Here is a 26,818-nt window from a genome sequence, read left to right as displayed (position 1 = left end):
AGCTGACGACACCGAAAGAGCGGCGAGAGGCAGCGCTCAATGCAATGCGGGATCATGACCTCTCGCAGCGCAGGGCCTGCCGGCTTGTCGGTGTCGACCCCAAGACGGTCCGGCGCGAACGCCCGCCCGACCATCCCGAGATCCGCCAGGAGATGAAAGAGATCGCTGGCAAACGCCGCCGGTTCGGCTACCGGAGGATCGGCGTGCTGCTTGAGCGCAAAGGCATGATCATGAACCACAAAAAACTGTACCGCCTCTACCGCGAAGAAGGCCTCGCGGTGAAGCGGCGGCGGGGCCGCAAACGCGCCCGGGGCTCGCGAACGCCGATGCCCGAAACCACGCAGCCCAACCAGCGCTGGTCCCTGGACTTCCTGGCGGATAGCTTCGGCGCGTCGCGGAAATTCCGCATTCTGGCCGTGAACGATGACTGCTGCCGGGAAAACCTGTGCCTGGCCGCGGACACCAGCATTTCAGGTGAGCGCGTTGCCCGGGAGCTGGACGCGCTCGTCCGGATCTACGGAAAGCCTGCTTGCATTGTCAGCGACAACGGCACGGAATTCACCAGCCGGGCAATCCTGAAATGGGCCTACAGGAACGGCGTGGATTGGCATTACATCGACCCCGGAAAACCGCAGCAGAATGCATTCATCGAGTCATTCAACGGCAGCCTGCGGGACGAGCTTCTCAATGAAGAACTGTTCGATACCCTGGACGATGCCCGCCGCAAGCTGGCGCTGTGGCGCTACGATTACAACAACGTCAGGCCGCACTCTTCGCTGGGGAACAGAACACCAAAGCAAGCGCGGCAGGCGCTTGAGCTATTTGAGGGCTCCGCGCCTGCCGCGCTTGCCAAGCCCGAGACCGACGATTACCAAAACCAAACCCGCAGACTCTCCTCATGAGCGAGGGACCAACGGGGGGCAGGTCAAGTGCAGTGAAGTACTGATAGGCATTAACGGGGTTGCGGGCCAAAGGCGATCTCCATCATTTGATAGCCGGTCCAAGAACTGGGGCCGAACGCGGCTTTAACTCGGAAACATAGTCCTCATTATTTCGTACCACGCGCATCAATTTGCCTGACCAGATGCGAGTGACCAACAACAGTTTCGCGCCAATGGCTGCAACGCGCGCAATAGATCAAGGGCTTCGGATGGTTGTACTGGTGAACGATTTCGGCTCGATCAACATCGACTCCGCGCTGATGAAATTACGGGGCAAGGACACGATCGAACTTACCAACGGCTGCATCTGTTGCACCATCTCAGGCGATCTATTCTATGCGATCGGCGACACCCTTGGTCGCCGCCCGCGCCCCGATCACGTAATTGTCGAGGCAACCGGCATCTCTATCCTCCGTTTTCCTAAACATAGCTGAGAACCACGTAACTGGAGGAGGAGCAGGGCCACGAGCAACTTTGGATCGAGTATGTTACACAATGCTACAGCCACCATTTTGTCTTGAGGCCAAGAGCCCCTAGGAAAGTGGATGGTCTCTTGCTCCCTCACTCTTCTCGCAGGAATGTTCGCCCAGGTGGAGCAGTGCCAATCACGTTTTCGCGCGGTTCCGGTTCGGCCAGATGCGGGTTCAGACGGTAGATCGCGTAGCTCGCGCAGGCCACCACAGCCATGGACGGGATTAGCATCGCGAACGCGACCAGCGTATCCGCGAAAAATGCGCCGATCGTACCGACCAACAACCCTGCGCTCATCTGCAGGAATCCCATCAGTGCTGCCGCCGCCCCGGCGATCCGGGGGAAGGGCGCCAGTGCGGCGGTGGACATTGCTGGCACCACGAAGGCGATGCCGAAGGCATAGATGCCCACCGGGACCATCACCCGGAAGGTTTTCGGGTCATCCGCCCAGAGAAGCGAGAAAATTAACAAAGCTCCTAGGGCGATGGCACCCAGCCCAGGCCAGACTAGCCGGTATGCGCTGGTTCGTTTCATGACGGATCGCGCCACCAGTGCGCCCGAGAAGAACAGCCCCGATTGCAAAAGCATCGCCAGGCCGAATCCGCTGGGACTCAGACCGATCTGCCCCATCAGGATAAAGGGCAGCAGCGTCGCCTGCGCATAGATTGCCCCAACCGAGCCCGCAACCGTCAGGCTCGCCGTCATGAAATGCCGGTTGCCGAGCAGCCGAAGATAAGACCCGCCCAGGGCCGCCAGCCGCAGCGGTTGCGGCGCAGGCAGGGTTTCGCGCATCGCGACCAACGCGACCAGCGCAATAGCAAGGCCGAAGAGGATCATCACCGCGAACACCGATTTCCACCCAACATGCAGCACGAGCAACCCTCCAATCGTCGGCGAAACCGCCGGGCCGACCGCAAGAATGATGCCGATCATGTTCATGATGCTGGACGATTCGTCGCCCTGGAAACAATCGCGTACGATAGCGCGCGAGATCGCCACCCCGGCGGACGCGCCAATCCCTTGGGCGAAGCGGGCAATGGTCAGCGTCTCGATTGTCGGCGCCAGCAGCGCGCCCAGCGACGCAACGCAGAAAATCGCCGCGAAGATTACCGTCACCGGACGGCGCCCGATCGCATCCGATAGCGGCCCCGCGACCAGCTGGGAAATAGCGAAACCGGCGAAATAGAGCGTCAAGGTCAGTTTCACGACCGCCTTGGTGGACTCGTACGCTGCAACCACACCGGGCATCGCCGGCGTATAGAGCGCCATGGCAATCGGACCAATCGCGACCATCAACCCGCCGATCAGGCTGACCCGCTGCGCGGTCATTGGCGGCGCCGATGCGAATTCGGTGGATCTGTTCATGTGGCCTCCAGTTCTGCGATGCCGCCCGTGCCGGCAGCGGCATGCACCGGATCGGGCCAGCGGGCCTCTTGGCCCGCCTGTATCTCCCCATTAGCAATGCCCAACCGCGTGGCCGGACCTGGAAAACGTCCGGGATCCGGACCAGAGAGAACGGGGATTCCCGTCACCGCCACGCGATTGTCATAGTTTCCCGGTCAGTTCCGGCACGGCCTGGAAGAGGTCGGCGACAAGCCCGTAGTCGGCCACCTGGAAGATCGGCGCCTCTTCGTCCTTGTTGATCGAAACGATGATCTTGGAGTCTTTCATACCGGCAAGGTGCTGGATCGCGCCCGAGATACCCACGGCGATGTAAAGATCTGGTGCAACCACCTTGCCGGTCTGACCGACCTGCAGGTCGTTCGGGGCGAAGCCCGAGTCCACGGCGGCCCGCGAGGCACCAACTGCGGCACCGAGCTTGTCAGCCAATTTCTCGATCAGGGCGAAATCTTCCTGACTGCCAACGCCACGCCCACCCGAGACGACGATACCGGCCGAGGTCAACTCGGGGCGGTCACTTGCCGCAACCTTGTCTTCGACCCATTCGGAGAGGCCCGGGGTGTCCGCCACCGAAATGCTCTCGATCGGGGCCGAACCACCTTCACCAGCCGCGTCAAAGGTCGAGGTCCGGATGGTGAGCACCTTCTTTGCATCCGAGGACCTGACGGTCTGGATCGCATTGCCAGCGTAGATCGGGCGCTCGAATGTGCTGCCATCGACAACGCCCGAGACATCCGAGATCACCATCGCATCAAGCAAGGCTGCGACACGCGGCATGATGTTCTTGGCGTCGGTGGTGGCGGGGGCGACTATGTGCTCGTACGCATCAGCCAGCGACACGATCAGCGCAGCGGTGGATTCCGCAAGACGATGACCCAGCGAGGGGTCCTCGGCGACCAGCACTTTGGAAATGCCGTCGATCTTGGCGGCGGCCTCTCCGGCGGCAGCGGCAGACCCACCGCAGCACAGCGCGGTCACTTCGCCCAGTTTGGTAGCGGCGGTGACGGCCTTTGCGGTCGCGTCGACAACGAGTTCGCCATCTGTGACTTCGGCGAGAAGAAGAACAGCCATTACACAGCCCCCGCGTCTTTGAGTTTTGCAACAAGCTCGTCGACCGAGCCCACGATTTCACCAGCTTTGCGGGCCTCGGGTTCGTCGGTCTTGACGATCTCAAGGCGCGGGGTGACATCGACGCCGTAATCGGCCACGTTTTTCTCATCCAGCGGCTTTTTCTTGGCTTTCATGATGTTCGGCAGCGACGCATAGCGCGGCTCGTTCAGGCGCAGATCCACGGTGATGATCGACGGCATCTGGACTCTGATCGTCTGCAACCCGCCGTCGACCTCGCGGGAGACCAGCGCGTGATCGCCTTCGATGTCGAGCTTCGAGGCAAATGTGCCCTGCGACCAACCCAGCAGCGCCGACAGCATCTGGCCGGTCGCGTTCATGTCGTTGTCGATCGCCTGCTTGCCTGCCAGAACGATACCCGGTTGCTCTTCCTCGACGATCGCCCTGAGGATCTTGGCCACCGCCAGCGGTTCGATGTCGGTATGGATATCATCGGCGGCCACAACCAGGATGGCGCGGTCGGCACCCATTGCAAGCGCGGTGCGCAGCGTTTCCTGGGCTTGCTTGACCCCGATCGACACCGCGACCACTTCATCTGCCTTGCCGGCTTCCTTGAGGCGGATCGCCTCTTCGACGGCAATTTCGTCAAAGGGGTTCATCGACATTTTTACATTGGCGAGATCGACACCGCTTCCATCCGCTTTGACGCGGACCTTCACGTTATAGTCGATCACGCGTTTGACAGGCACGAGCACCTTCATGGGCATGGTCTCCAAGTTGTTGTTTGGAATTGATGAAACGACTGAAGGCCGGTGGTTGCGCGCCTGAGGAACAGCGCGTGGACATCGTGGGTGCCTTCATCTGGGTTCACGGTTTCAAGGCATCAGCAAATGCCGAATGACATGAAATTCTGCGGACATCGCGTTGCCGCCACGCGCCTCGGGTTTGGTCCAGGCAACGATAAGATCCGCGCAGGAGAAGGACCGTCGGCCGTCTTCTGGCAGCGGCTTTTATCCCGGCCGGGGCTGGAACCATTCATGTCATTTACCACCTGCGTTATCCCTCTGCCGTGGGTCGCGCCAGCTGGTCCGCGAAAACGGACAGCAGTTTGTGTTTCAGAATCTTGCCTGTCGGCGCAGCCGGAAGCTGGGTTGTCAGGATGATGCGGGATGGCCGCTTGTAGCCAGTCAAACGATTGGCGGCAAAGGCGGCGAGCGCCTCCTGGTCCAGCGCCGCCGGATCAGCGCACTGAACAAAGGCGAGGATTTCCTCGTCGCCGTTGACGGAATTGCCGATCACGGCTGACTGGATCACGTCAGGGTGGTCGTTCAACGCGGCTTCGACCTCGGGCGGGTAGACGTTAAAGCCGCCGCGAATGATCAGTTCCTTGCAGCGTCCCACAACGTGCAGATTGCCCGCCTCGTCCATCTTTCCAAGATCACCGGTGCGCAGCCATCCGTCTGCGTCAATGGCGCGTGCGGTTTCCGCCGGGTTCCTAAAATATCCCTTCATGACCTGCGGGCCGCGGATCAGAATTTCACCGGCATCCGGATCGCCCTCCGCGCCGACCGAGGTGTCGAGCCGGATTTCAGTCTCCGGCAACGCAAAGCCCGCACTGATATCAGGTGAACCGATGGGATTGCGGGTGCTGCAGACGCCAGCGGTGCTTTCTGTCAGTCCGTACCCGTTTTGCAGAGGCAGCCCGTAGAAGGCCTCGGCCTTGCGCTTCCATGCCGGATCAAGCGGGGCTGCGCCGGAGGAAACATAGCGCAATTTACTGTTTTCGAGCCGTGAAAGCCCCCGATCCTTGGCATATTGCATCAGCAGGGCGTGCATCTGCGGCACCGCGGGCAGAACGGTGGCTTTGTCCATCAGCGCCGCGTACAGGGCGTCCGGACGAAAGCGGGGTTCAAGCTGGATCGTCGCCCCGATACCACAGGCGGCCATCAGCATAGAAGCAAGCCCGAAAACATGGGTCAACGGCAGCACGCCATAGATCCTGTCGTCCTGTCTCATGCCGCGCAGCTCAGCCGAGGCCCTGCCGGCAAAGCGCAGGTTGGCGTGAGTCAGCATCACCCCTTTGGGGTCGCCAGTGGTGCCGGTCGTGTAGAGCAGAACGGCGGTTTCGTTCGGGCCGCCCTCGACCATTTCCGGGGCGCTGGCACCGGTGACGGCGATGGCGAAACTCCGAAAAGAAGTTTCCTGCGTTTCCGCGCCTGCGGTCTCCGCATGTGCCGCCGCTTCTTTGGAGGCTTCGGTTGTGAAGACAGTCACGCGCGGCGTTGCATGCGCCATCACGCGGGCGACTTCGGTTGCGGTCATCCGCGCGTTGATTGGCAGCGCGTAGGCCCCGACGATGCTGGCCGCAAAAATGAAGACCGCCGTCGTGATGCAGTTTTCAGCCACGATCGCGACGCGGTCGCCAGGCTGCACGCCCCGGTTTTGCAACAAGGTGGCGGCTTCGGCGATCGCCGCCTGGTATTCAGTGTATGTGACCTGGTGGCCGCTGCCATCTATGAGGGCAATCGCATCGGGATAGGCACGCGCGCTCTCCTCGACAAGATGATGAATCCGGAAGCTGTTTTCGGTCATGATGCCAGCACCTCTGCGCGTTGCGTTGCAAGGGATTGGGGGCGCAGGCGCGCCAGCGCGACACCTGCCTCTTGTTCCAGTTGGGCGACAATGTCTGCCAGCGGGGCGATGGAGTCGGTCAGGCCTAGGGCCTGTCCTGCGGACAACATCCCGCGCGATACGTCGCCGGTTTCATATGCCTTGCGGCCAATCGCGCCGGACACATAAGGCATCAGTTCGGCAATGCTGATATCGGGATTATCTGCCTCAAGCTGCCGCACGATCTCGGTCGTTTCGTTGCTGAGCGTGCGCACCGTGTTGCGCACGCTGCTCATCGTCAATGTCGTGTCTCGTTCGTTGGCTGCCACCAAGGCCCGCTTGTATTGCGGGTGCGCCGAGATTTCCTCGGACACCAAAAAGCGCGTGCCGATCACGACGCCCGCAGCGCCGGAGGCCAGGGCCGAGACGATCTGGCTACCGGCACCGATGCCACCGCCGATCAGGAAAGGGATGTCGAGCTGACGTTCGGCCAGCGCCTGGTTGACCATGCTTCCGATCAGATCGAGCCCGGGGTGGCCGCCGCATTCCGCGCCGACGATGGAGACCATGTCGACCCCAACTTGCTGTGCCTTCACCGCGTAGCGCACGCTTGGCACCTTATGCAGAACTTGGATGCCAGCGTCCTTTAAGAACGGTAAGAAGGCTTCGGGATTGCGCCCCGAGGTTTCGACAAAACGCACGCCCTCATCCGCGATCAGGCGGAAAGTGTCCGCAATCCTTTCGCCTTCGACCAGTTTGGGCAGCATTGAGACATTCACACCAAACGGGCGATCACCGCAGAGCTTTCGGCACTTCGCGATCTCGGCGCGCAGGTCGGCGGGCTCGGGAAAACTAGCCGCCGTGAGGAAGGACATGATACCGGCATTGACACCGGCAGCCACATAGGACGCATCCGAGAGCCACATCAGGCCACCGGCGACAATGGGCAGACGGCATCCATAGGTCCGAGTAACGGCGGTGTCGAAGGTCGGATCTGTCATGTGGTGCCTCGTGCTTTGGTAAAGTCAGGGCGGCGTTTTTCGAGGAACGCAGCAATGCCTTCGGCGGCTTCCGCGTCTGCAATGGCATCCGCCATTGCGTCGCGTTCAGCGTTCATCTGCTCCAAGCGGGATGACGTATGTGCGCTGTTGACCAGCGCTTTGATGCGGCCCTGGGCACCGGATGGCCCGGCGCCGAGCCTCTCGACCAGCGCAAGCGCGGCCGGGACAACGTTGCCCGCAGGTTCAATCTGCGAGATGGCCCCAAGGCTGAACAGGCGTTCTGCCGTCACCGGCTCCCCCAGCAAGGTCATGCGCATCACCAACTCGCGTGGCAGGTGCGCGGCCAATGTGCTGGTCAGGCCACCATCGGGGACCAGTCCGGCCTTGACATAGGCGGCGGTGAATGTCGCATCCCGGTCAGCCACGATCATGTCACAGGCAAAGGCAAGCGAAACACCGGCGCCAGCCGCGCCGCCCTCGACGGCGGCGATCACAGGTTTCGGGCAGTTCAGGACCGCGCGGATCACGTCGTGCAGTTCTTCAACCCGCGCGAGACGCTGATCTCGGGGCATCTCCCGGCGGGTTGCAAGCAGGCCGAGGTCGCCGCCGGCACAGAAATATCCGCCTTCTCCTCGCAGGACGACCGCGGTGATGCGGGGTTCTCTCGCCGCAAGGTCCAGTGCATCGCCCAAAACGCGATAGAGGTCCGGCGACAGCGCATTACGCTTCGAGGTGTTCGAATTGACGACAATCAGGTGATCACCGTGGTCTTCGCAACGGGCAAGCTCGTGCATCAGCCGTCACTCCCTTTTGGTGCGTCCAATTTGTCCGCTGGAACGCGCTTGAATACGCCTGTTGCCGTGGCGATCAGCCGACCCGACCCGTCCCGCAATTCGCCATCCACGAACAATAATGAACGGCCACCACCCACGGCTTCACCGGTTGCGATCAGTTTTGATTTCTCGGTCGCAGCAGCGACGAACTGCGTGGTGAGCGAGACGGTCAGGAACGGTGCGCGGCCGCTTGGGTCAACCGACAGGCTGGCGGTTGCGCCCATGGCGCTGTCCAGCATCGTCGTTACGATGCCACCGTGCAGGACATTGTGGCGATTGAGGTGATGATCCGTCACCGACAGCGTGCAACGAGCACGCTTGTCGGGTTGTCCGACGTCAATGACATAGCCGATCAGCCGCTGCGTGCCGGTTTCGTCTTTTATCAGATCGCCCGCCGCCATGGATCAAGCCACGGCCAGCGAGATAAAACGCTCGAGGTGATAGATTGCATCGCCAAACCGGTGATCGACCATGATCAGCCGCTTGGCGAGATGCCCCAACTCGTACTCGTCGGTCATGCCGATGCCGCCGTGCATCTGAATGCTCTCCTCGGTAACAAGTTTGGCGACATTGCCGATCAGGTTCTTCGTTGCGCTCACATGCTTTTCGCGGATCTCCTCAGGGTGATCGATATGCCCGGCGAGGTTGATAACGGCCGAGCGCGCCTGTTCGATCTCGATCAGAACATCGGCCATCCGGTGTTGCAGCGCCTGGAACTTGCCAATCGGTTTTCCGAATTGCTTGCGGGTCTTGAGATAATCGGTGGTCAATTGCCGGATGCTTTCCATCAGGCCAAGCGCCTCGGCGGAGATCGCCAGCGTGGCGCGCGCCTGAGCGTGGGTGATGGCCTCGAATGCACCGCCTTCGTCGCCCAGCAGGGCGTCACTGCCCAGTCGGACATCTTCCAACAGGAGTTCCGCGGCCTGCCCACCGGACACAAGCGGGTAGCTGCGCAGCGTCATGCCCGGGGTGGACGCAGATACCAGGAACAGGCTGATCCCGTCCCGATCTGCCGCGTCACCGGAGGTGCGGGCGCTGACAAGGATTTGATCGGCAGCGGGGGCATTGATCACCACGGCCTTGCGCCCGTTCAGGACAAACCCGTCGCCATCGCGGGTCGCCGAGGTTTCGACGCGCGACAGGTCATAGCGGCTCGCCGGTTCGCCATAGGCAAAGGCAAGCTGGACTGAACCGTCAATCACCGCGTCGATGACCGGTTTCTGCGCGTCGTTGCCCAGGGCTGCAATCAGGCCACCGCCGAGAATGGCTGTGTCAATCAGCGGGTCAACCGCGCCAACCCGGCCAAGCTCTTCAAACACAACGGCAATGTCGAACCCGGACCCGGCAAAACCGCCGTCATCTTCGGCAAACAACGCACCGATGACGCCCATTTCTGCAAGACCGGACCAGACATCGCGGGAATATCCGCGGTCACACTCTTTGAGTTCAGCCCGGATGGATGGCGTGTAGCTGTCCCGCAGATACCGGCGCAGACCGTCCTGAAGCATCTGGCGTTCTTCTGTCAGTTCAAAATTCATGGTCTGTCCTTACAGTTCCAGAAGGGCTTTGCTGAGGATCGTGCGCTGGATCTCATTCGATCCGCCAAAGATCGACAGTTTTCGGTTGTTAAGGTACTGCGCGGTGGCGGCTTCGGCATAGTCGGGGCCCACGGGGCCAAGATTGCTGCCGTCTTCCAGCGCCTCCGAGGCGAAGGGCATTGCATAGGGCCCCACCGCTGACCGGGTGAGCGCGTTGATTTCCTGACGGATGACTGTGCCCTTGATCTTCAGTATCGAGCTTTCGGCACCGGGGGCCTGACCCGCCGCAGCTTTGGACACGACACGCAAGTTAGTCGTTGACATGGCCATGAGGTCGATTTCGATCCGAGCGATCCGCGCCGCAAAATGCGGGTTCTCAATCAGTGGGCGCCCATTTGCCTGTTCGAGCCGGGCGATGCGCTTCAGGTTTGCCAGACCGGCATTTGCAAAACCCACGCCTGCAATATTGGTGCGTTCATGGGTCAGCAGGTACTTCGCATAGGTCCAGCCCTTGTTTTCCTCGCCCACACGGTTCTCGACCGGAACCCGGACGTCATCGAAGAACACCTCGTTCACCTCGGGTTCACCGTCGATCAGCACGATCGGGCGCACTTTGACGCCGGGGCTGTTCATGTCGATCAGCAGGAAAGAGATTCCCTCTTGCGGCTTGCCCTCTTTCGAGGTGCGCACGAGGCAGAAGATCTTGTTGGCGTGCTGGCCAAGAGTCGTCCAGGTCTTTTGCCCATTGACCAGGTAGTGATCGCCATCGCGTTCAGCAGTCGTGCGGACCGAGGCGAGGTCGGATCCTGCGCCGGGTTCGGAATACCCTTGGCACCACCAGTCCTCCCCACTCAGGATCCGTGGCAGATAGTAGTCCTGCTGTGCCTTGGAGCCGAATTTCTGCAACACCGGGCCAAGCATCCCAAGGCCGAAGGGAACGATACGGGGCGCAGAGGCCCGGGTCATTTCATCCTCAAAAATATGGCGTTGGACCGCATCCCACCCGGCCCCGCCAAACGCCTTGGGCCAGTTTCCAGCAAGCCAGCCCCGTTTGTTGAGGATCGCGTGCCATTCCTCGTGATCCTGCTTGGTCAGGGTTTTTCCGAGCCTGACCTTGTTCACGAGCCGGGCAGGGAGCTCTTCGGCCAGATAGCTGCGCACTTCATCCCGGAACGCCTTCTGTTCGTGGGTATAATTCAGGTCCATCGGGCGATCCTTCTCAGTAGATTTCAAACAAGCCGGCGGCACCCTGGCCACCGCCGATACACATCGTCACGACGCCAAATTTCGCCCCGCGACGATGCCCTTCGACCATCAGATGTCCGGTCATCCGCGCACCGGTCATGCCGAACGGGTGACCCACAGCGATCGAGCCGCCATTGACGTTGCAGATGTCATTGTCGATGCCGAGCCTATCGCGGCAATAGAGCGCCTGGCTGGCAAAGGCTTCGTTCAGCTCCCAAAGGTCGATGTCGTCGATCTTGACGCCCTGACGTTCCAGCAGACGGGGCACCGCAAAGACCGGGCCGATGCCCATTTCGTCGGGCTCGCAGCCCGCAACTGCAAAGCCGCGGAACGCACCCAGAGGGGGCAGCCCAAGACGTTCGGCCTCTTTGGCGTCCATCATCACCAGCGCGGCGGCACCGTCGCTGAGCTGCGAAGCATTGCCGGCGGTGATGAACTCATCGGGTCCGCGCACGGGCTCCAGCTTCTGCAGTGCTTCCAGCGTTGTCGTGGGGCGGTTGCATCCATCGCGGGCAATGGTTGTTTCAACCTCTGAAACTTCGCCGGTTTCCTTGTCCTTCCGCGCCATGGTGACGGTGATCGGGGCGATCTCCTGATCGAAGCGGCCCGCCTCTTGCGCTGCTGCGGTGCGTTGCTGGCTCTGCAGGCCAAGCTCATCCTGCGCATCGCGGCTGATCCCGTATCGTCGGGCAACGATGTCGGCGGTCTCGATCATCGTCATGTAAAGATCTGGCTTGTTCGCTTCGATCCAAGCCTCGCGTGAATGTCGGACCGGTGGTTGCACCATCGAAATGCTTTCAACACCGCCCACCAGAACGGCCTTGGCCCCCTCGTTGTTGATCAGATGGGCGCCCATTGCCACGGCTTGCAGGCCGCTGGCGCAGAAGCGGTTTACGGTGGTCCCCGCGATGCTGACGGGCAGGCCTGCGCGGATCACGATCTGGCGTGCGATGTTGCCGCCGGTGACATATTCCGGATAGCCACACCCCCAGACGCTGTCCTCAATCAGCGCCGGGTCTATCCCTGCGCGTTTCACGGCCTCCGCCGCGACGTGCCCGCCCAGGGTTGCGCCATGCGTGATGTTGAACGTGCCGCGTCCGGCTTTGCCGATGGGCGTACGGGCGATGGAAACGATAACGGCATTGGACATGTTGGGTTCCTTTCAGCACTGGTTCAGGCTGTCGAAATTGCGGCCCTCGGCCACGAGCTGTTCCAGCAGCGGCGCGGGTGACCAGAAGTGATCGTCGGTTTCGGCGAATGTGCGGATGTCGGAGAGAATGCTGTCGAGGCCACGCATGTCGGCGTATTTCATCGGCCCGCCGCGCCAGCGTGGAAAGCCGTAACCATACAGAAACACGACATCCACATCGAGCGGGCGCTTCGCGATGCCCTCCTCCACCACGCGCGCACCTTCGTTGACCATTGCGGCCATATAACGACGGACAATCTCATCATCGGTGAAGGTGCGGGGTCTGGTGCCAGCCTCTTTGCGGGCCTGCGCGATGATTTGCTCGACCTGTGGGTCGGGCCGCCCTGTGCGAGTGCCTTTTTCGTAGATGTAGTAGCCGTGGCCGGTTTTCTGCCCCAGCCACCCTTTGTGATAGAGCGTATCGGCGAAGACCGGGTAGCGGTCGCGCGGATGGGCGTCCGCCGCCTTGCGTTGGCGGGTCGCATAGCCGATATCGAGCCCGGCGAGGTCCGAAACCTGATAAGGGCCCATGGCGAAGCCAAAATCGGTCAGCGCCTTGTCAATCTGATAGGGGCTAGCCCCGTCCAGCACCATGTGATCGGCCGCCGTGCGGTAATGCGACAGAATGCGGTTGCCGATGAAGCCGTCGCAGACACCTGCACGCACGGCGGTTTTGCCGAGCCTTTTCGCAAGCGCAAAGGCAGTGGCCACCACGTCCGGTGCGGTCCTGTCGGCAACAACGACCTCAAGCAGCTTCATGACATGTGCGGGCGAGAAAAAATGCAGGCCGATGACGTCTTCGGGCCGCGAGGTCGAGGCGGCGATTTCGTTGACATCGAGGTAGGAGGTATTCGTCGCAAGGATCGCGCCGCGCGGCAGAATTTCGTCCAGCGTGGCGAACACGCTTTTCTTAACATCCATGCTTTCGAAGACGGCTTCGATAACCAGGCCGACGTCGGACAGGGCACCGTAGTCGGTGACGGTCTTGAGGGAATCCGCGAGAATCTCGTCACGTCGATCGCGGCCAATCTTGCCGCGCCTCACGGCGGCGTCGAGGTTTCTGGCGATGGTCGCGCGGGCCTTTTCCGCGGCCTCGGTGTCGCGTTCGACCAGTGTCACTGCGAGGCCGTTCAGCACCGCCGAGGTGGCGATGCCCGCTCCCATGGTGCCGCCGCCGATAATGCCGACACCTGCAATGTCACGAGGCGCAACGTCAGCGATTTCCCGTAATTTCGACACGGCGCGTTCGGCGAAGAACGCATGGACCAGCCCACTGCGTTGGGGCGTGTCCATCAAGTGCTGGAACAGGCGACGTTCTTCCTTCAGCCCTTCGGCAAAGGATTTCCCGACCGCGGCTTCGACCGCCTCAACAGCGACCAGCGGAGCCACCTCGCCGCGCAGGGAGTGTTCAAGCTTCGTGCGCCAGTTTTGAAGGGCTCCTTCCTCATCCGTGGCACGGGGCATGCCGCTGATCGGACGTGGCGGGGCTCGATGCTCCAGCAGTAATTGCGCGTAGGCAAGGGCCGCCTCGCGAATGTCGAAGCCATCGCCGATATGGTCGATCAACCCGGTCTCAAGCGCATCGCCTTCGGTTATCGGCGTCCCGCTGGTGATCATTCTGAGCGCAGCGTCGATCCCGACGATACGCGGCAGGCGCTGCGTGCCGCCTGCACCCGGAATGAGGCCAATCTTTACTTCAGGCAAGCCCAACCGCGTGCCGGGCAATGCGATGCGGTAATGCGCGCCGAGGGCCACTTCAAGCCCGCCGCCCAGTGCCATGCCGTGAATTGCGGCGACAACGGGTTTGTCGCAGGCTTCGATCTGGCTGATCACGTCGGGCAGGCTGGGGCTTTGCGGCGGCTTGCCGAATTCGGAAATATCGGCCCCTCCGATGAACATCCGCCCAGCCCCGACAATCACCACAATATCGGCCGTGTCGTCAGACTTAAAGCGCGCGAAAGCTTCAGAAAGGCCGCGGCGGATGGCCTGTGACAGCGCGTTGACCGGAGCATTGTCGACGGTGACCACCGCCACCGGGCCAACATTTTCGTAGGATACCGATCCCATCAATTTGCCTTTCCTTGGTTCATTCACTTGATAACCGATTCATCGCTTAATTTCAACATGCGATACTGAATTCTACTATGCGGTATTTTAGACCCTCACAGATCTCGATTCGTCTTTGAAAACCCCTGGCCCATGATCCGTTCAAGCTCTTGTACCGTTTCACGCAGTTTTGGGCCGACCTCGGTCCGTATCCGGGGCACGGACAGCATTTCAGGCAGGGCGCCGCAGGTAAAGATCACCGGTTCGCTCAGGTCGCGGGAATAGAACGGGGAGGCCACTGCGTGGATGTTGGAGGCAAAGTATTCATCGGGATCGGTGACGACGAAACCTGTGGTCACAAGCTGATTATGCGCCGTGCGGCGAATTTCCGTTGCGCGCTCGCGAGTCAGGCCGCGGTCGCCATCCGCCGCGGTCACGATCTGATCAAAGCCCTCTTCGGAGGTCGAGGCCAGCAGTGCGTGGCCGGACGATGTTCCGTTGAATGGCAGCCGATGCCCGACTTCAAGCCAGAGCGAGGCAACCCCGCGTGGCCGCCATGTCTTGACGATCAGCAGCTTGCCGTCGTCTCGCACCAGCAACAGGGCAAGGGTGCCTGTCTCATCCGCCAGCCGTTGCATCAGCGGCGATGACAGATCCACAAAGGAGATCGATGCGCTTGCCATGTTGCCGAGCGCTAGCAACGCGGGACCAGGGCGATAGCGGTCATGGCGCCGCGCATGGGTGAGATAGCCGAGCTTTTGCAAGGTGAAGGTCAGCCGCGACACCGTGGATTTGGGAATACCGGTACGCTCCGAGATATCGGCATTGCCCAGGCCATCGTCGGATGGCCGGAACGCCCGCAAGACGCTCAAGCCGCGCGCCAGAGTGGTCGCGAACCTTCTGTCGGTTTCAATCTCGTCGGGCATAGTGTTCCTCATCACCTTGTTATCCCGGTCTACATCGAGTTCGGGATCAGCAGCGAAATGACCGGGAACGCCATGATCAGGATCAGAACGATCACGTCAACTGTCAAAAATCTCAGGATTCCCGAGAATATTCTGTCGATCGCCACGTCCTTGCCCACAACGTTTGCGATGACGAACACATTCAACCCAACCGGCGGCGTGATCAGGCCAATCTCCAGCAGCTTGATGATAACGACTCCGAACCAGATCAGGTCGAAGCCGTAATTTTCCACCAGCGGGATCATCAGCGGCAGGGTCAGCACCATGATGCCGATGGGATCCAGGAACATGCCAAGCACCAGGTAGATCACCGCGATGGCTGCCAGCAGCATGACTGGCGAAAGCTGCGCGTCTGTCACGGCGCTGACGATGCTCGGGGCGACCCCGGTCAAGGCGATGAAGGCGACAAAGATCTTGGCCGCGGCGGCAATCAGGAAAATGCTGGCGGTTTGAATGCAGGTTTCGCGCAAGGATTCGATCACCCCTCGGAGATCCAGCTTGCCTTGCGCGAAACCGATAGCGACTGCTGCGGAAACGCAGACCGCAGCCGCCTCGGTCGCCGTGAAGATGCCGCCATAGATACCGCCAACAATGATAACGAAGAGGCCAATCGCGGGCCAGGAGTCCAACGCGGCCCGGCCCCGGTCCCGCATCGTGATCTGCCCTTCGAACCTCGGCGCCGCTTCTGGTGTCCGGCGCACCCAGACGAAGATGACCAGAACGAAACCCAGCAATGAGATGAGGCCAGGCAGAATGCCTGCGAGGAACAAGGCGCTGATCGAGGTTTCGGTGAAAATCCCGTAGATGATGAACAGGACAGAAGGCGGGATGAGCGACCCGAGGGTCCCGCCCGCAGCGACGCTGGCCGTGGCAAGTCGCTTGTCATAGCCCATGCGCAGCATCTCTGGCGAACAGATCCGCCCCATGGTGGAGGCACAGGCGATGGACGATCCGGTGATCGCGGAGAACCCGCCGCAGCCTACAACCGAGGCCATCGCGACACCACCGGGCACACTCGCCAGCCACACGCGGGCAGCTTGATAGATCTTCGTCGTGATCTCGGCGCGATAGGCGATATGGCCAAGCGCGATGAACAGCGGGATCATGGACAGGTCGTAGGAATGGATCAGGTCGAAAGAATTGGAAAAAACCAATGACGTCGTGGGTTTTAACGCCCGTTCAGGTGCAAAGGCGCCGGTGCGAAACGCAAAGATGACAAAGGTGCCAACCGTGGCGACTCCGGCAAGTGCAAAGGCGATGGGCACCCTGACCGCAAGCAAACCGATGACACAGGCGAAGGCGACGATGCCGATGACGGTGCCGTCCATCAGACACTCTCCTCATGTTCATGAGCCGGGGAAACCACACTGCCACCGGCGCGGATCGTGCGAATGTCGCCGATCACCATTAGCAGCAGCCGAAGCCAGCAGAAGGAAATCCCGACAAGGAAAACCACCCGGCCCGGCCATTTCGGCAGGTTGAGTTGACCAAAGAAGAAGGCGCCGCTTTCGACGGTATGGGCAACCTCGCGCCAACCCGCGTAGATCAGGGGGGAGAGGGCAAAGAGACCAAAGGCGCTTCCACCGACGAGCAGCCAGTCCTGCACGCGGAGGGGCATCATTTTGCTGAGGAACTCCACCACGATATGCGCCCGGTCCAGTGTCGCCACTGCCAGGGGCAAAACGATCGCGGCGACCATCAGTTCGCGCACGATCACAATAGTGTCCGGAATACCGGAATTGAATGCGGCCCGCAGAAATACGCTGCCTGTGATCAACACGCCAAGGCCGACAACGGCGACAACCGCCAGGTCAAGCAATAGCTTTTCAACGCGACGCAACATCGGTCAACTCCGTCGAAATAGTATGAAGGGAAGTGCCGCGGCGCCGGTCTTGCGCCGCGGAGATATGTGCAGCTGGTCTCAGCCGCGCGCCCAGGGATAGCCTTGGCTGTCACGCTCTTCGGCATATTTTTCCAGAAGCGTGCGGTATTGTTCCAACAGCGACGTGCCGTCGAGCCCCGCCGCATTCGCACGTTCGACCCACTCATCAACGTATTGCTTACCTTGCTGAACCAGCTTGTCGCGCTCTTCCGCTGGCAAGTCGACGACCTCGACACCGCCGTCCTTCATTGTCTCAAGGGCCGCGTCATTGGCCGCGGTAATCAGTTCACCCAGCTTGTCAGCCATCGCGATACCAGCATCAGCCATCGCGGACTGGGTCTCGGTGTCGAGGGAATCGTACACATCCTTGTTCATGAAGATCCCCAAGGCACCGACCTGACCCCAATTGAGCAGGGTATAGCTGGTCATGACTTCCTGTTGTTTCAGCGCGGCAACGGCGTAGGAGTAGCCTTGCGAACAATCCAGCAACCCGGTGTCGAGACCCTGATAGGCATCGTAGATCGGCATCGCGACCATGTTTGCACCAAAATCGCGGAAGGTGTCGCCATATGCGCCGACGCCACGGACTTTCAGACCGGCAATATCCTCGACCGTGCGAATTGCCACGTCCTTGCACGCGATGTTCACTGCCGAGGTTGTGAAAGTGCCGATGTATACGAGGTTCTGGTCCGCCAGGCTTTTCGTGATCGCGTCGGAGGTCCTCATCAACTCGTCCGTCGCGCGCATTCCGACCCAGGCATCCTCATTGCGCATCGGCAGGTCGGCGAAGCTGTAGCTCAGCATTTCCTGCGGGAAATACACTGCGATGACCGTGCCGAGGTCAGCCACTCCGTCCGCAATGGATTGTGCGGCCGCATTGGCCTTAAACAGCGCTCCCCCCCATTGAATGTCGATATTTACTTCGCCGTTGGTACGGGCTGTTACGTCGTCGGCAAAGGACTGCAATGCTGCGGCCCGGGCACCCCGATTCGGGCCGGCTTCTCCCAGTATCAGCGTTGTGTCGGCGCTCGCGCTTGTCGCGGCTGCCAAGCAGAGTGCCGCCGCGGTGGATGCTAGCAGGGGTTTCATTAGGTCTCCTCCCTAAATTCTACTATGCGGTTTTGAATTCTAATTATTCGAACACTAGTATAAATTGCTCGAATGAGTCAAGCTGAGTGATTTTCTGCCCTGAACCGTGGTCAGGACACCCGTCTCAAGGGCGCCAATGAACAGCAGCTGAATGTTCAAAATAGCCCTAAATTATGCGAACGTTAGTTTGCCACACTCAGCTATGGGCCCGCAGACATCCCCGCGGCGCTCAGCAGTCGTACATTCGGTTAAGAACACCCGCTGCAAAAAACCGCCGCGATGTCAGCGGCAACGTTGCCTTCTAAGTTCCAAGATCTCGCGCAGGTCGGACGGATTTGCCGATGCCCAGCATACTGGTGTTCGCGGCGCTTCCCGGTGTGGTCGTGAAGAACTCTATTCTGCTGTTGGGTTTTGTTAAACGTAAACACCGCAATGCATCAATGTGGCAGCGGCGGAAGGGCGGTTCGAATTTCGCGGCTCAGGCTGACAATGAAGGACCGGTCTGGCGACATCGGCTGCATCGCGGCGATGAGCGTGCCGCATCTGCAATAGAATGCTGCGTCAGCAAACATCTGGAAGGGCAATGGCAGCAAAGTCCGGCATCTCGCCCATCAAACTTCCGGCATTGAAAGTCCGGTGTGTGCCATGAAGTGCTTGGTGTTAGATTTGAAAAGGTCTGACAGCTGCCATCGTCGGGACTGGCTGTCCTTAGTCATCACAGCGGCTGAAAGCAGTTTTCATTAGAGTGACTGGCCTGAACTAGCCCGTGCATACATCTTCAACCTCTTTCCTGCGGGGCGTTACCGTTCACGCCCCCTGCCCGGCCGCGAGCGGCCTGGATATCCGCGCCCTGGCTCCGTGGATTGGTCCGCATCACGATTGACGGTTGTACCGCCAGTTCGGCTAGGCGACGGCACCGCCTCCAATGATCTTGCGATCTCTGCCCGCTGCGTGGCGACCTCCGTTAGCCGGGCGGTAAATCGCCCGGTCTCCTGTGCCAAGACCCGGTCCGCGGGATCATCGGATTGCGCCAGTATCCGGGCGGCTCCCGTATAGGTCCGCATGACCCTGTTGCGGCGATCAGCAATTGCCGCGTCCCAGGCATGGGTTGGAAGCACACCGTTGTTGCGCTCCAGATCCCGGCGCACCTCATTGCGCTTTTTCGCATCGATAAAGGGCTTCCCGCCGCGCTGGCGGATCTTGTAGACCGGTGAGCTTTCGCCCCGACGAGTCTTGCCGCGGGCATGCCGCGGGGTGGATTCCGCCTCGATGCCGCGCTGGCGCAGTTTCTCCGCAAAGGTATCGCGCAGATGCTGCAAATCAGCTTTCCGCAAGTTGAGTTTCACGCCATCATGCCCAACCGTACGCACCGTCAGGTGCACATGCGGATGCGGGGTGTCCGTATGGAGCGCCATGGCGTAGTCGTGGCGGCCGCCGAATTCCTGTTCCGCCAGCGCCCGCACCGCATCGTTCACACCGGTGGCATTTGTATTGCCCGGCATTGAAAAAAGAATGCTGGTGGTGATCCTTGTGCGGTCCGACGCCATGCCTGCGGCCCGCGCATCATCATGCTTCTCGATCCAGTCCCGGTATAGCTCTGAAGTGGTCTGCTTGCCCTTCAGCACCTCGCCAGCGGACGTCTCTACCTCCAGCTTGCCGTTCCGGCTGATGTAGTTGATGTGCTCCGCAACGCGCCTCGCCTCGGTTCCCCGCGTGACCTTGATCGGGTTCCCGTGCTTGTCAGTCTTGGCTGGCTTGGTCACCTTCACCATGACCTCCGTCGTGCCTTGGACCACCCGCGCCAGCCGCGCCTTGTCAGCCGCAGAAATCGTCGGCCCGCCACGGGCAGATAACGTCGCCCGGTCTGTTTTCACGCTCGCCTTGGACTGCTGAGAGCTACTGTCCCTCTCAGTCTCCGCAACAAAAAAGCCGGATGCCGCATTCCGCACCATGCGGCCCTTCCGGGGCGGCCAGCAGTCCTGAAACCCGTAGGTGTCCTTGAAGTCGCTCAATCCGCCAGCTCCTCTTCCTCAAGACCGAGCTGAAACGCCAGCCGCCCCCGGGCGAAGTCTCGCACCTGCTGCCGCAGCTCCGCCACCTCACCGCGCAGCTGCGCCACTTCATTCCGGGTTGGGGCGTACCCGTCCCCGGTAAAGACCCCGCGGTTCATCGCATATGCGATCTGGTTCACGTTTGTGGCCAAGCCGTGTATCTGCCGCAGCCCTGACATGAAACGGCGGCGGTCGCGGGCCGTCGGCTGAGGGGCTGCACAAAGCCGCGCGGTCAGTAGATTGCCCGCCCAGGTGGACGGTGTGACTCCGGCCCGCACTGCTTCCTCGGACAGCGCTTCACGGGCATCAGAGGCCAGGCGGACGGTGACCTTGCCCTCGCGGCGGGACCGCGAGGACAGCTGTGGAGGCTCTGCCGGGCCCTCCTCTTCTCCCAGAACGATATCGATGAGCTGACCCAGAAAGGCCGAAACTGTTTGCCCCTTGGCCTCTGCAACGGCTGCAAGCTGGGCATGGCGGGTTGGGGGTAAATAGGCCATCGCGGCTTTCTTTTGTGTCGGCATTTCAATCTAAGGTAAAGTATTTGCTGGCGATACGCCTATCCTGCATTCGCGCTATAGGAAAGCGGATTTGTGGTCCCGGACCACACTTTGCGTGGCACCCCCGGTCAGCGACAGGCTTAACCTCACCGCCCGCAGGGCGGTGAGGTGCTTCCGGCGGCGGGCTATCCGCTGGGTGCTCCCGCCAAGGAAATGTAGTCCCGGATCACGTGTTTGGCACCGGAACCGAGGTGGGATGGCCAGGCCACTTCACTCCTGCCATCCAGGGCATTCCAAAGAATTCAGCTGCGGCGTTGGAAAAGTTTGGGCCCCCGGACCCCGGCGGGATACTCAAATGCGGTCCGCCGCCCCCCGCAGTGCAGCCAGTAGCACGAAGAGGGAGACCCTGGCTGCCGCCGCCGCAACTGGCAGAAATGGCGAATGGTCAAAGCTGATTGCACCGCAGGTCCTGACAATGTGGTCCCGGACCACATTTCTCAAAACGAAAACGCGCCACCCTCCGGGCAGCGCGTTACTCAATGCCTGGAACTGCAGCGGCCTTCGTGCCCGGTCAAACCGCCTGGCATACACACAAGCGGCCCGCTTCCGGGAAAGACATGCCTGAGCTTCTACAGCGCGACGACCTCGATCAGTTCCAGCTCCGACAACAGGACCTCCTCCACCCGGCTCCCGTTTTCAAAACTCACCAGGATGGATTTCGAGTTGGAGGCAAGCTGGTCCGTCAGAAGTCGGCCAGTAGCTCTGCCGTGCCTGCAGACGATGGCAGCCCCCCTGCCCGCCTGAACATTCTGGGTGCCAGCCACGCTTTGCACCTCCGGCGCTTTGACAGTTCCGCCTTGGTCCAAGGATGCAGCCTGCCCGGCAGCCGTGTCGCCACCGGTTTGCATTTCAACGGACTGCGTTTGATCGCTGCACCCGCCTGCTGCGTCTTCCGCGGTGCGGGGACCCCTGGCAGCATCTGTAGCGTCTTGCGTCAATCTGGAACGCAGTCTCGCGACAGTCACCCGAGAAACATTCCCCGCGTCGGAAGTTTGCACAAATTCCCCCACCTCGTCAGGGTTCTTCTTCCAAAGCGCATAAAGGTCGGACAAAGCCCGGACCGGGACATCCCGTTCCGCCAGCTGCTGCAGCGGCTCAGGCATGCCAAGGACAGCCGCAAACCGCGAGACTTCGCTTTCTCCCCACCCTAGCGCGCTGGCGATGTCGCCCCGGGACTTGCCCGCTTCGCGCATGGCTGACACGGCACTGGCGATTTCAAAAGTGGTGAGGCCATCGCGCTGCACATTCTCGGTGAGCTGCGCCATGCGCAGTTCTGCGGTCATTTCCCGTTCAATTGCCGGGATCGATTGCAGACCTGCCCGTTTCGCGGCGCGGTAGCGCCGCTCCCCCATGATGATCAAATGCCTGCCATCGCCGTTGAGCGGCTGGACGGTGATTGGCTGCAGGACGCCTTGCACGCTGATGCTGTCCGCCAGGGACGCCAGTTTTTCCTCGTCAAAATGTTTGCGCGGCTGCTCCGGATCCGGTTCGATTAAATCGAGAGGGATATCACGCGGGCCCGCTTTACCTGCTTTCCGGGGCGTTCGCATCAGGTCATTGAGGGCACCTGCCTCCTTCAGCGAAGACAACATGGACCTGTTGACCCGGGAGTTGGAACCGCCGCCGCTCATGTGCCAGCCTCCACATTTTCAAGGAACCATTCAAAAAAAGCCTGAAACTCGGCCGCGGCCTCCCGGCCGCTTCTGGTTGAAACTTCACTGACCGGTATGCCTTCCGCCTCGGCCTTTTCATAGGCTGTCCGGTTCCGGATCGCGTGCGGAATGATGAGCTGCGGAAACTCCGCCGCCATGACCCGCAGGGACTCGCGCTCCATCTCCTTCACCGCGTCAAAACGGGACGGCAGCAGCCCCAGGAACTTCACATCCGGGTTGATCTCCCGGACTTCGACCAGAGCTTTCAGCACGGTCTTGATCCCGTCCACGGAAAACCGCTTCAGTTCAATGGGCGCAAGAATGTAATCGGCTGCCAGCATCGCCCCATAGACGGTTGCGCTGTAGGTCGGCGGTGTGTCGATGATACAGAAGTCCGCCCCTTTCAGCGCTTGCAGCGCTCCGGCCGTGTTGCGCAATATGGTATCGTCCCGGACGACCGGCATGTCGGCATGCCCCTCGATCAGCACCAGTTCACGGGGGGTGGCCGTGAACTCAGGCGGCTCCCCCGCCTCCACCAAATCGAGCGCATTGCCGGCCACGCGCTGACGTGGCAACGCCGTCGTGAGATTACACTGGCTGTCCAAATCAACCGCCACCGTGGAATATCCCGTCAGCATCAAAGAATAGGCAAGCTGTGTGGCTACGGTCGTCTTGCCGGTGCCGCCCTTGTTGTTTGTTATGACTATGGTTTTCAATATTCAGTCCTTCCTCGCCGCGCTCGCCCCCTTGAGGGATCCTGGCCGTCAAATGGCACTCGGCGGGTTCTGCTGCGGGTTAGCAATCACATCGGGCGCGGCTGTGATATTTGAATACGTCTTGTTCCGTTCGCCGAACCCTCATCAGGGAGAACCGGACACAAGCTCCGGGGCAGCGGTGGTTGGAAAAAACAAGGCGTAAAAAAGGGTTACGGGATGGATCAGAAAGGTTCACGAAAAGATATTCTCTCATGAAGGCCCCTGCCCTTGCGCGCCACCACCACCGGAGGTTGTGGTACCTTCCGCCGCTTAGGACATCAATCCCGAAAGCAAGATACCGCCTGCAGTTTCAAAAAAACGCAGAGCAGCGCGGTTCAAATCGCTCCTTTGCCACCTCCGCTTCAAGCGGCGGTGCGGCCATCTGCTGAACCGGCCAAAAAAAGGCCCTGCATCTGCTGGGCCAGGTGCTTCCTTCCACCGCAAGGAAACCAGGGGAGACTAGTCCTTTGAAATCTGCCCGGAATCGCGGCTTTTTGCTATCACCCCATCGTGCCGGATTGCGGCAATCGTTGTATCTGTTCTGCGGGTCAGTTCCACCCCGTCACCCGACACCATCGCCTCGGCAAACTTCGTTTTCTTCAGAACTGCGCCATCTGCTTCCAGGTAGGTTGTATCCCCCTCGGCTTCGCGGGAAACAGATCCATCCGCTCGGATGCGGATCCACGTCTCATTGACCTGAACGGACAGACCGGTTTCCTCAACCACGATGCCTTCCCAACCCGCGCCGGGATCGCGGCGCAGCACGATATGGTCCGGGCGAAGCTTGATCTGAACGTCTCTCGGATCTTTGGGGTCCGCAGCTTTGAGGACCACAAAAGCTTCCTGCTCCTCCGGGTCGGAATGCAGGGTCGCGTTTGCATTCTTCGGCGGCCACACCTTCGCAGTATCGCGCTTCTGTCCGGACGGGTCGCGGTGAAACCCTATATAGAGCTGTGCCGCCCGCCAAACGCGGTGGATGTTCTTTTTCATAATAAATTCCTGTCCCGATCTTATTTGTCCCCTGCCCCACCGGCGCAGAGCGGCCCATAACTGGCCGATATTCTTTGGCTGAAACCGCCGCAGCCTTTGGCTTTCCCTAGCAAGTGATCTTTCGTTTACCATTGCCCGCTGCACGGCAGCGCACTGTTTACTTGTGAACCGCCAAACAAACTCTCCTTTCTGATGTCACCCTTCACGAGTTCAGGCAATGGATGAAACCGGTGGCTGGCGCTGCATCGCTGAGATGGCCGCAGAATTCGCAAGCGGGTGCGGGTAGCACTCTTGCCTCCGTGCTTTCGCTGCTTGGCTTTTTGGGCATTCCTGAACCTTCCTGCAATTGATGCGCCGGAAGCGTGAGAGCTCATACTGTTCTGTGCTGGATCAAGAAGCGGCGGCCGATGCCAAAAATACCGCCCTTCCCGAGAAACGCCCAAGCCTCATCGATCCGGGCGTGTTTCAAAAACTTTCTGATAGTTCTCACCTCCTTCCCGGCGCGTGACAAACCAGCCGGATCGCGGCCCCGAAGGGCCGCGCCGGTGTCAATATTCGCTTGGCAAAAGCAGCGTCAGAACGCGGCGGGTGTTCTTGTGGTCCAGCGGTTCATCTGCCCCGTAACGGTAATCCGCGTCATACAGGTCAAGTTTCCACCACACGATCTTGCCGAAGACCTGAACTGCACCCATGGAGTGATCTCCGTAGGGATCGTTGTCCTCGGTGAAATTATCAAAAGCAGCGGTTTCAAGAAGCGCGCGGGTGACAAACTCCGGCCCCTCGGCGGAAACACCCCGGGTGGCCACAACACGGCCCTGATAAACCGGATGCCCGCCAAGAGGTGCCTGGGCCCGGAAAGCGTCGTTTGCCTTGGCGGTTTCAGCCGCCTGCAGTTTCGGGTTAACGACGTTCCCCGCTGCGCAATGCGGACAGCATTCCGCTGCACCTTGCTCCTGTTCTGCCTCTGCGCCGCAGGTATTGCATTGATATTGTGCCATTTCGGCCTCCTTTTGATGGGGCGTTGGGGCTTGGTGCCCTCCTTCCGCCAATGGGCGCGGCCTCTCTGCACTGACTGCTGAAAGACCCCGTGTCTTTCGGCTGGCAGAGCGGGGAGGGCGAAGCCCTGCCAGCGGCCTGGGCCGGGACTGTCACGGGGGCGGATGGAGGCTGGCGCGGCCCGCAGGCAAAGCCGAGGACACGGGCCTCCAGGAGCCGCCGCGCAATGCGCGGCGCTTGCCCCTTGACCGGCCTGGCCCAGGATGCGGGCGGACAAAGTTCAATGAAACATGCCGGGGCTGGGTTGAGCGGGCGCAGCCCGCCGATCCCCTGCCCTGACGCCTGGACCATGCAATCCGCGCGCCCCGCGCGGATTTCTTCTGTTTCAAAGTGAAGTCCGACGCCCAGACGAGGTGGTGGCCGTCAACCGCCCACCTTCGAAACATCTCGCACGACCCGAATAGCTCGCCCCCAAAAATCTCTGTGCGCTGCCCGGCGAGTACCTCCACTATAAGGACTTCGTAGCCAAGCAGACCGTCAGGAACAGGAGGCCGTCGTGGTGAGGTTTTCCTCGAAGCCGACCGCGCAGTGAGGGCACTGGCGAACTTGGGCCGATTATTCCGCGATCAGTTTACGAACGACACTTACAGGCAAGAACATCCGCAACGGGTTCGAGGACAGCGACTGAAACCCATAGCTTTCATAAAGCGCCTTGCGCCGCGCAACCCGGTCAGGATTCCCGCAGTCAAGAACGTCGAGCATGACGATTGCCACACCGATAGCATCAGCTGCAGCGGCAATCCGGCGTAACGCATCGACGAGCAGATCCCCCCCATAGCCCCCGCCCCGGAAATTCTGATCACGGCCAATCATCGATATATAGGCCGCCGGAATGTTGCCGTGTGCGGGCCGGGAACGGGCAAATTTCGAAGGCAGATCTCCGTAGTGCACTGCATGCGCATTGAGGGCGTAAAAGCCAATCACGCTGCCGTCACTCGCGGACATGACAAAAAGCCGGACATTGTCCACCTTAGCGAGTTTGTTCGCGGTCTTCTGGAAGTAATTGTCAACCTGCTCCACGCCGCAAGAAAAGGCCGTTCGATCGTGCTTGGAAGGATCGAACGGCTCGATGACGCTGCCAGCGGACTCTGTTGCAGCCATTATTTTGAGGTAACGGTTTGTCTGTGCCTGCGGAAAGCCGCAGCCAATGCTTCAGTGGGCGCTGCAGGCGCGTCCAGAGCCGTGAAAAATGCTTCATGATCGACCGGCTGCAACACAGTGCGCTCATGAGCCGAAATCGTTGCCAGGGCAGCCTGGTAAGCTGCATTCATCGTGAAGACAGAGTCGTCCACACCGGACAGGGCCGCAGCCTGCTGGATCGCGTTTTTAATACGCGGCTTGGTCCGGAAGTTCATCCGGGCTTCGTTGCGCTCATCTATGGCGCGGGTGGTGTCGTGGAAACCAAGCATAGCCGCCTCCTGTTACATGGATCCACATGTACGTCAGATTGACGTACATTTCAAGAGGCCACTATTAAG

General features: G+C 60.6%; 27 protein-coding genes. 4 read left to right on the top strand and 23 right to left on the bottom strand.

The genetic code is table 11. From position 1 onward, the window contains the following. Both ACTRWG_RS19380 and ACTRWG_RS19375 read left to right on the top strand, forming a co-directional pair. Positions 1 to 902, top strand: a 902-nt coding sequence (locus tag ACTRWG_RS19380; RefSeq protein ID WP_462829805.1) for an IS3 family transposase, incomplete at its 5' end; no start/stop codon positions are given. A gap of 188 nt (positions 903 to 1,090) precedes the next feature. After that, positions 1,091 to 1,375 carry a GTP-binding protein gene (locus tag ACTRWG_RS19375; RefSeq protein WP_245597309.1) on the top strand — a complete coding sequence of 95 codons (285 nt, stop codon included), beginning with the start codon at positions 1,091 to 1,093 and terminating at the stop codon, positions 1,373 to 1,375. Between the two features lie 127 nt (positions 1,376 to 1,502). Here the strand turns inward: ACTRWG_RS19375 and ACTRWG_RS19370 are convergent, their stop codons facing one another. The 15 genes from ACTRWG_RS19370 to ACTRWG_RS19300 all read right to left on the bottom strand — a co-directional run bounded on the left by ACTRWG_RS19370 (position 1,503) and on the right by ACTRWG_RS19300 (position 18,279). After that, a complete protein-coding gene (locus ACTRWG_RS19370; RefSeq protein ID WP_051357627.1) occupies positions 1,503 to 2,777 on the bottom strand; it encodes a multidrug effflux MFS transporter in 1,275 nt (424 codons plus the stop codon). A 180-nt stretch (positions 2,778 to 2,957) separates the two neighbouring features. After that, a complete protein-coding gene (locus tag ACTRWG_RS19365; protein WP_027233683.1) occupies positions 2,958 to 3,884 on the bottom strand; it encodes an electron transfer flavoprotein subunit alpha/FixB family protein in 927 nt (308 codons plus the stop codon). Further along, positions 3,884 to 4,642, bottom strand: coding sequence for an electron transfer flavoprotein subunit beta/FixA family protein (locus ACTRWG_RS19360; protein ID WP_027233684.1), 759 nt, complete (start codon positions 4,640 to 4,642; stop codon positions 3,884 to 3,886). Before ACTRWG_RS19360 ends, ACTRWG_RS19365 begins: the two co-directional genes overlap by 1 nt. Before the next feature lie 295 nt (positions 4,643 to 4,937). Further along, positions 4,938 to 6,473, bottom strand: a complete 1,536-nt coding sequence (locus tag ACTRWG_RS19355) for a class I adenylate-forming enzyme family protein (protein WP_036796644.1) — start codon at positions 6,471 to 6,473, stop codon at positions 4,938 to 4,940. Then, complete coding sequence (locus ACTRWG_RS19350; RefSeq protein ID WP_027233686.1) at positions 6,470 to 7,492, bottom strand: NAD(P)H-dependent flavin oxidoreductase; 1,023 nt, start codon at positions 7,490 to 7,492, stop codon at positions 6,470 to 6,472. Before ACTRWG_RS19350 ends, ACTRWG_RS19355 begins: the two co-directional genes overlap by 4 nt. Continuing rightward, positions 7,489 to 8,286 carry an oxepin-CoA hydrolase, alternative type gene (locus tag ACTRWG_RS19345; RefSeq protein WP_027233687.1) on the bottom strand — a complete coding sequence of 266 codons (798 nt, stop codon included), beginning with the start codon at positions 8,284 to 8,286 and terminating at the stop codon, positions 7,489 to 7,491. Before ACTRWG_RS19345 ends, ACTRWG_RS19350 begins: the two co-directional genes overlap by 4 nt. Beyond that, positions 8,286 to 8,726 (bottom strand): PaaI family thioesterase, encoded by a 441-nt coding sequence (locus ACTRWG_RS19340; protein ID WP_027233688.1) that lies wholly within the window; start codon positions 8,724 to 8,726, stop codon positions 8,286 to 8,288. The genes ACTRWG_RS19345 and ACTRWG_RS19340 overlap by 1 nt, the downstream gene beginning before the upstream one ends. A 3-nt stretch (positions 8,727 to 8,729) precedes the next feature. After that, on the bottom strand, positions 8,730 to 9,863 hold the full coding sequence (locus ACTRWG_RS19335; RefSeq protein WP_027233689.1) for an acyl-CoA dehydrogenase family protein: 1,134 nt from the start codon (positions 9,861 to 9,863) through the stop codon (positions 8,730 to 8,732). Positions 9,864 to 9,872: 9 nt separating this feature from the next. Continuing rightward, positions 9,873 to 11,069, bottom strand: a complete 1,197-nt coding sequence (locus ACTRWG_RS19330) for an acyl-CoA dehydrogenase family protein (protein WP_027233690.1) — start codon at positions 11,067 to 11,069, stop codon at positions 9,873 to 9,875. A gap of 13 nt (positions 11,070 to 11,082) precedes the next feature. Further along, a complete protein-coding gene (locus tag ACTRWG_RS19325; RefSeq protein WP_027233691.1) occupies positions 11,083 to 12,258 on the bottom strand; it encodes an acetyl-CoA C-acyltransferase in 1,176 nt (391 codons plus the stop codon). 12 nt (positions 12,259 to 12,270) lie between these two features. Then, complete coding sequence (locus ACTRWG_RS19320) at positions 12,271 to 14,364, bottom strand: 3-hydroxyacyl-CoA dehydrogenase NAD-binding domain-containing protein (RefSeq protein WP_027233692.1); 2,094 nt, start codon at positions 14,362 to 14,364, stop codon at positions 12,271 to 12,273. 95 nt (positions 14,365 to 14,459) lie between these two features. Beyond that, positions 14,460 to 15,269: an IclR family transcriptional regulator gene (locus tag ACTRWG_RS19315; RefSeq protein ID WP_027233693.1), complete on the bottom strand. Its 810-nt coding sequence runs from the start codon at positions 15,267 to 15,269 to the stop codon at positions 14,460 to 14,462. A gap of 29 nt (positions 15,270 to 15,298) precedes the next feature. Beyond that, positions 15,299 to 16,636 carry a TRAP transporter large permease gene (locus ACTRWG_RS19310; protein WP_027233694.1) on the bottom strand — a complete coding sequence of 446 codons (1,338 nt, stop codon included), beginning with the start codon at positions 16,634 to 16,636 and terminating at the stop codon, positions 15,299 to 15,301. Beyond that, positions 16,636 to 17,151 (bottom strand): TRAP transporter small permease, encoded by a 516-nt coding sequence (locus tag ACTRWG_RS19305; protein ID WP_027233695.1) that lies wholly within the window; start codon positions 17,149 to 17,151, stop codon positions 16,636 to 16,638. Before ACTRWG_RS19305 ends, ACTRWG_RS19310 begins: the two co-directional genes overlap by 1 nt. Positions 17,152 to 17,229: 78 nt before the next feature. Next, positions 17,230 to 18,279: a C4-dicarboxylate TRAP transporter substrate-binding protein gene (locus tag ACTRWG_RS19300; RefSeq protein WP_027233696.1), complete on the bottom strand. Its 1,050-nt coding sequence runs from the start codon at positions 18,277 to 18,279 to the stop codon at positions 17,230 to 17,232. A gap of 341 nt (positions 18,280 to 18,620) precedes the next feature. Here ACTRWG_RS19300 and ACTRWG_RS19295 point away from each other — a divergent pair, with 341 nt between their 5' ends. After that, complete coding sequence (locus ACTRWG_RS19295; protein ID WP_154667613.1) at positions 18,621 to 18,908, top strand: hypothetical protein; 288 nt, start codon at positions 18,621 to 18,623, stop codon at positions 18,906 to 18,908. A 171-nt stretch (positions 18,909 to 19,079) separates the two neighbouring features. Here the strand turns inward: ACTRWG_RS19295 and ACTRWG_RS19290 are convergent, their stop codons facing one another. The 5 genes from ACTRWG_RS19290 to ACTRWG_RS19270 all read right to left on the bottom strand — a co-directional run bounded on the left by ACTRWG_RS19290 (position 19,080) and on the right by ACTRWG_RS19270 (position 24,284). Then, entirely contained in the window at positions 19,080 to 20,291 is a 1,212-nt protein-coding gene (locus tag ACTRWG_RS19290) for a relaxase/mobilization nuclease domain-containing protein (RefSeq protein WP_051357628.1), read from the bottom strand. Further along, complete coding sequence (mobC, locus tag ACTRWG_RS19285) at positions 20,288 to 20,827, bottom strand: plasmid mobilization relaxosome protein MobC (RefSeq protein WP_027233697.1); 540 nt, start codon at positions 20,825 to 20,827, stop codon at positions 20,288 to 20,290. The genes ACTRWG_RS19290 and mobC overlap by 4 nt, the downstream gene beginning before the upstream one ends. 629 nt (positions 20,828 to 21,456) lie before the next feature. Continuing rightward, positions 21,457 to 22,518: a ParB/RepB/Spo0J family partition protein gene (locus ACTRWG_RS19280; protein WP_051357629.1), complete on the bottom strand. Its 1,062-nt coding sequence runs from the start codon at positions 22,516 to 22,518 to the stop codon at positions 21,457 to 21,459. Beyond that, positions 22,515 to 23,255 (bottom strand): ParA family protein, encoded by a 741-nt coding sequence (locus ACTRWG_RS19275; protein WP_027233698.1) that lies wholly within the window; start codon positions 23,253 to 23,255, stop codon positions 22,515 to 22,517. The genes ACTRWG_RS19280 and ACTRWG_RS19275 overlap by 4 nt, the downstream gene beginning before the upstream one ends. Positions 23,256 to 23,753: 498 nt before the next feature. After that, the gene (locus ACTRWG_RS19270; RefSeq protein ID WP_027233699.1) at positions 23,754 to 24,284 is read right to left on the bottom strand and encodes a hypothetical protein; all 531 of its coding nucleotides are present in this window, start codon (positions 24,282 to 24,284) and stop codon (positions 23,754 to 23,756) included. Positions 24,285 to 24,666: 382 nt separating this feature from the next. Between ACTRWG_RS19270 and ACTRWG_RS19265 the strand changes: the two genes are divergently transcribed. Further along, positions 24,667 to 24,792 carry a hypothetical protein gene (locus ACTRWG_RS19265; protein WP_281172255.1) on the top strand — a complete coding sequence of 42 codons (126 nt, stop codon included), beginning with the start codon at positions 24,667 to 24,669 and terminating at the stop codon, positions 24,790 to 24,792. A 40-nt stretch (positions 24,793 to 24,832) separates the two neighbouring features. Here the strand turns inward: ACTRWG_RS19265 and ACTRWG_RS19260 are convergent, their stop codons facing one another. From ACTRWG_RS19260 to ACTRWG_RS19250, 3 genes are all read right to left on the bottom strand, one after another. Then, positions 24,833 to 25,282: a DUF3768 domain-containing protein gene (locus ACTRWG_RS19260; protein WP_084299315.1), complete on the bottom strand. Its 450-nt coding sequence runs from the start codon at positions 25,280 to 25,282 to the stop codon at positions 24,833 to 24,835. A gap of 613 nt (positions 25,283 to 25,895) precedes the next feature. After that, a complete protein-coding gene (locus tag ACTRWG_RS19255; RefSeq protein WP_027233701.1) occupies positions 25,896 to 26,441 on the bottom strand; it encodes a hypothetical protein in 546 nt (181 codons plus the stop codon). Continuing rightward, positions 26,441 to 26,749: a type II toxin-antitoxin system TacA family antitoxin gene (locus tag ACTRWG_RS19250; RefSeq protein ID WP_027233702.1), complete on the bottom strand. Its 309-nt coding sequence runs from the start codon at positions 26,747 to 26,749 to the stop codon at positions 26,441 to 26,443. Before ACTRWG_RS19250 ends, ACTRWG_RS19255 begins: the two co-directional genes overlap by 1 nt. Positions 26,750 to 26,818: the final 69 nt, after the last annotated feature.

Source organism: Leisingera sp. G5_S3_59_S7, assembly GCF_054968485.1.
This window is presented reverse-complemented; position numbering and strand designations above follow the sequence as displayed.

What these genes read in the sequence shown, in the direction of transcription:
- ACTRWG_RS19370 (WP_051357627.1), bottom strand. Translation starts at nt 2,777, where the DNA reads ATGAACAGATCCACCGAATTCGCATCGGCGCCGCCAATGACCGCGCAG.
- ACTRWG_RS19365 (WP_027233683.1), bottom strand. Translation starts at nt 3,884, where the DNA reads ATGGCTGTTCTTCTTCTCGCCGAAGTCACAGATGGCGAACTCGTTGTC.
- ACTRWG_RS19360 (WP_027233684.1), bottom strand. Translation starts at nt 4,642, where the DNA reads ATGAAGGTGCTCGTGCCTGTCAAACGCGTGATCGACTATAACGTGAAG.
- ACTRWG_RS19355 (WP_036796644.1), bottom strand. Translation starts at nt 6,473, where the DNA reads ATGACCGAAAACAGCTTCCGGATTCATCATCTTGTCGAGGAGAGCGCG.
- ACTRWG_RS19350 (WP_027233686.1), bottom strand. Translation starts at nt 7,492, where the DNA reads ATGACAGATCCGACCTTCGACACCGCCGTTACTCGGACCTATGGATGC.
- ACTRWG_RS19345 (WP_027233687.1), bottom strand. Translation starts at nt 8,286, where the DNA reads ATGCACGAGCTTGCCCGTTGCGAAGACCACGGTGATCACCTGATTGTC.
- ACTRWG_RS19340 (WP_027233688.1), bottom strand. Translation starts at nt 8,726, where the DNA reads ATGGCGGCGGGCGATCTGATAAAAGACGAAACCGGCACGCAGCGGCTG.
- ACTRWG_RS19335 (WP_027233689.1), bottom strand. Translation starts at nt 9,863, where the DNA reads ATGAATTTTGAACTGACAGAAGAACGCCAGATGCTTCAGGACGGTCTG.
- ACTRWG_RS19330 (WP_027233690.1), bottom strand. Translation starts at nt 11,069, where the DNA reads ATGGACCTGAATTATACCCACGAACAGAAGGCGTTCCGGGATGAAGTG.
- ACTRWG_RS19325 (WP_027233691.1), bottom strand. Translation starts at nt 12,258, where the DNA reads ATGTCCAATGCCGTTATCGTTTCCATCGCCCGTACGCCCATCGGCAAA.
- ACTRWG_RS19320 (WP_027233692.1), bottom strand. Translation starts at nt 14,364, where the DNA reads ATGGGATCGGTATCCTACGAAAATGTTGGCCCGGTGGCGGTGGTCACC.
- ACTRWG_RS19315 (WP_027233693.1), bottom strand. Translation starts at nt 15,269, where the DNA reads ATGCCCGACGAGATTGAAACCGACAGAAGGTTCGCGACCACTCTGGCG.
- ACTRWG_RS19310 (WP_027233694.1), bottom strand. Translation starts at nt 16,636, where the DNA reads ATGGACGGCACCGTCATCGGCATCGTCGCCTTCGCCTGTGTCATCGGT.
- ACTRWG_RS19305 (WP_027233695.1), bottom strand. Translation starts at nt 17,151, where the DNA reads ATGTTGCGTCGCGTTGAAAAGCTATTGCTTGACCTGGCGGTTGTCGCC.
- ACTRWG_RS19300 (WP_027233696.1), bottom strand. Translation starts at nt 18,279, where the DNA reads ATGAAACCCCTGCTAGCATCCACCGCGGCGGCACTCTGCTTGGCAGCC.
- ACTRWG_RS19295 (WP_154667613.1), top strand. Translation starts at nt 18,621, where the DNA reads ATGCCCAGCATACTGGTGTTCGCGGCGCTTCCCGGTGTGGTCGTGAAG.
- mobC (WP_027233697.1), bottom strand. Translation starts at nt 20,827, where the DNA reads ATGGCCTATTTACCCCCAACCCGCCATGCCCAGCTTGCAGCCGTTGCA.
- ACTRWG_RS19280 (WP_051357629.1), bottom strand. Translation starts at nt 22,518, where the DNA reads ATGAGCGGCGGCGGTTCCAACTCCCGGGTCAACAGGTCCATGTTGTCT.
- ACTRWG_RS19270 (WP_027233699.1), bottom strand. Translation starts at nt 24,284, where the DNA reads ATGAAAAAGAACATCCACCGCGTTTGGCGGGCGGCACAGCTCTATATA.
- ACTRWG_RS19260 (WP_084299315.1), bottom strand. Translation starts at nt 25,282, where the DNA reads ATGGCACAATATCAATGCAATACCTGCGGCGCAGAGGCAGAACAGGAG.
- ACTRWG_RS19255 (WP_027233701.1), bottom strand. Translation starts at nt 26,441, where the DNA reads ATGGCTGCAACAGAGTCCGCTGGCAGCGTCATCGAGCCGTTCGATCCT.
- ACTRWG_RS19250 (WP_027233702.1), bottom strand. Translation starts at nt 26,749, where the DNA reads ATGCTTGGTTTCCACGACACCACCCGCGCCATAGATGAGCGCAACGAA.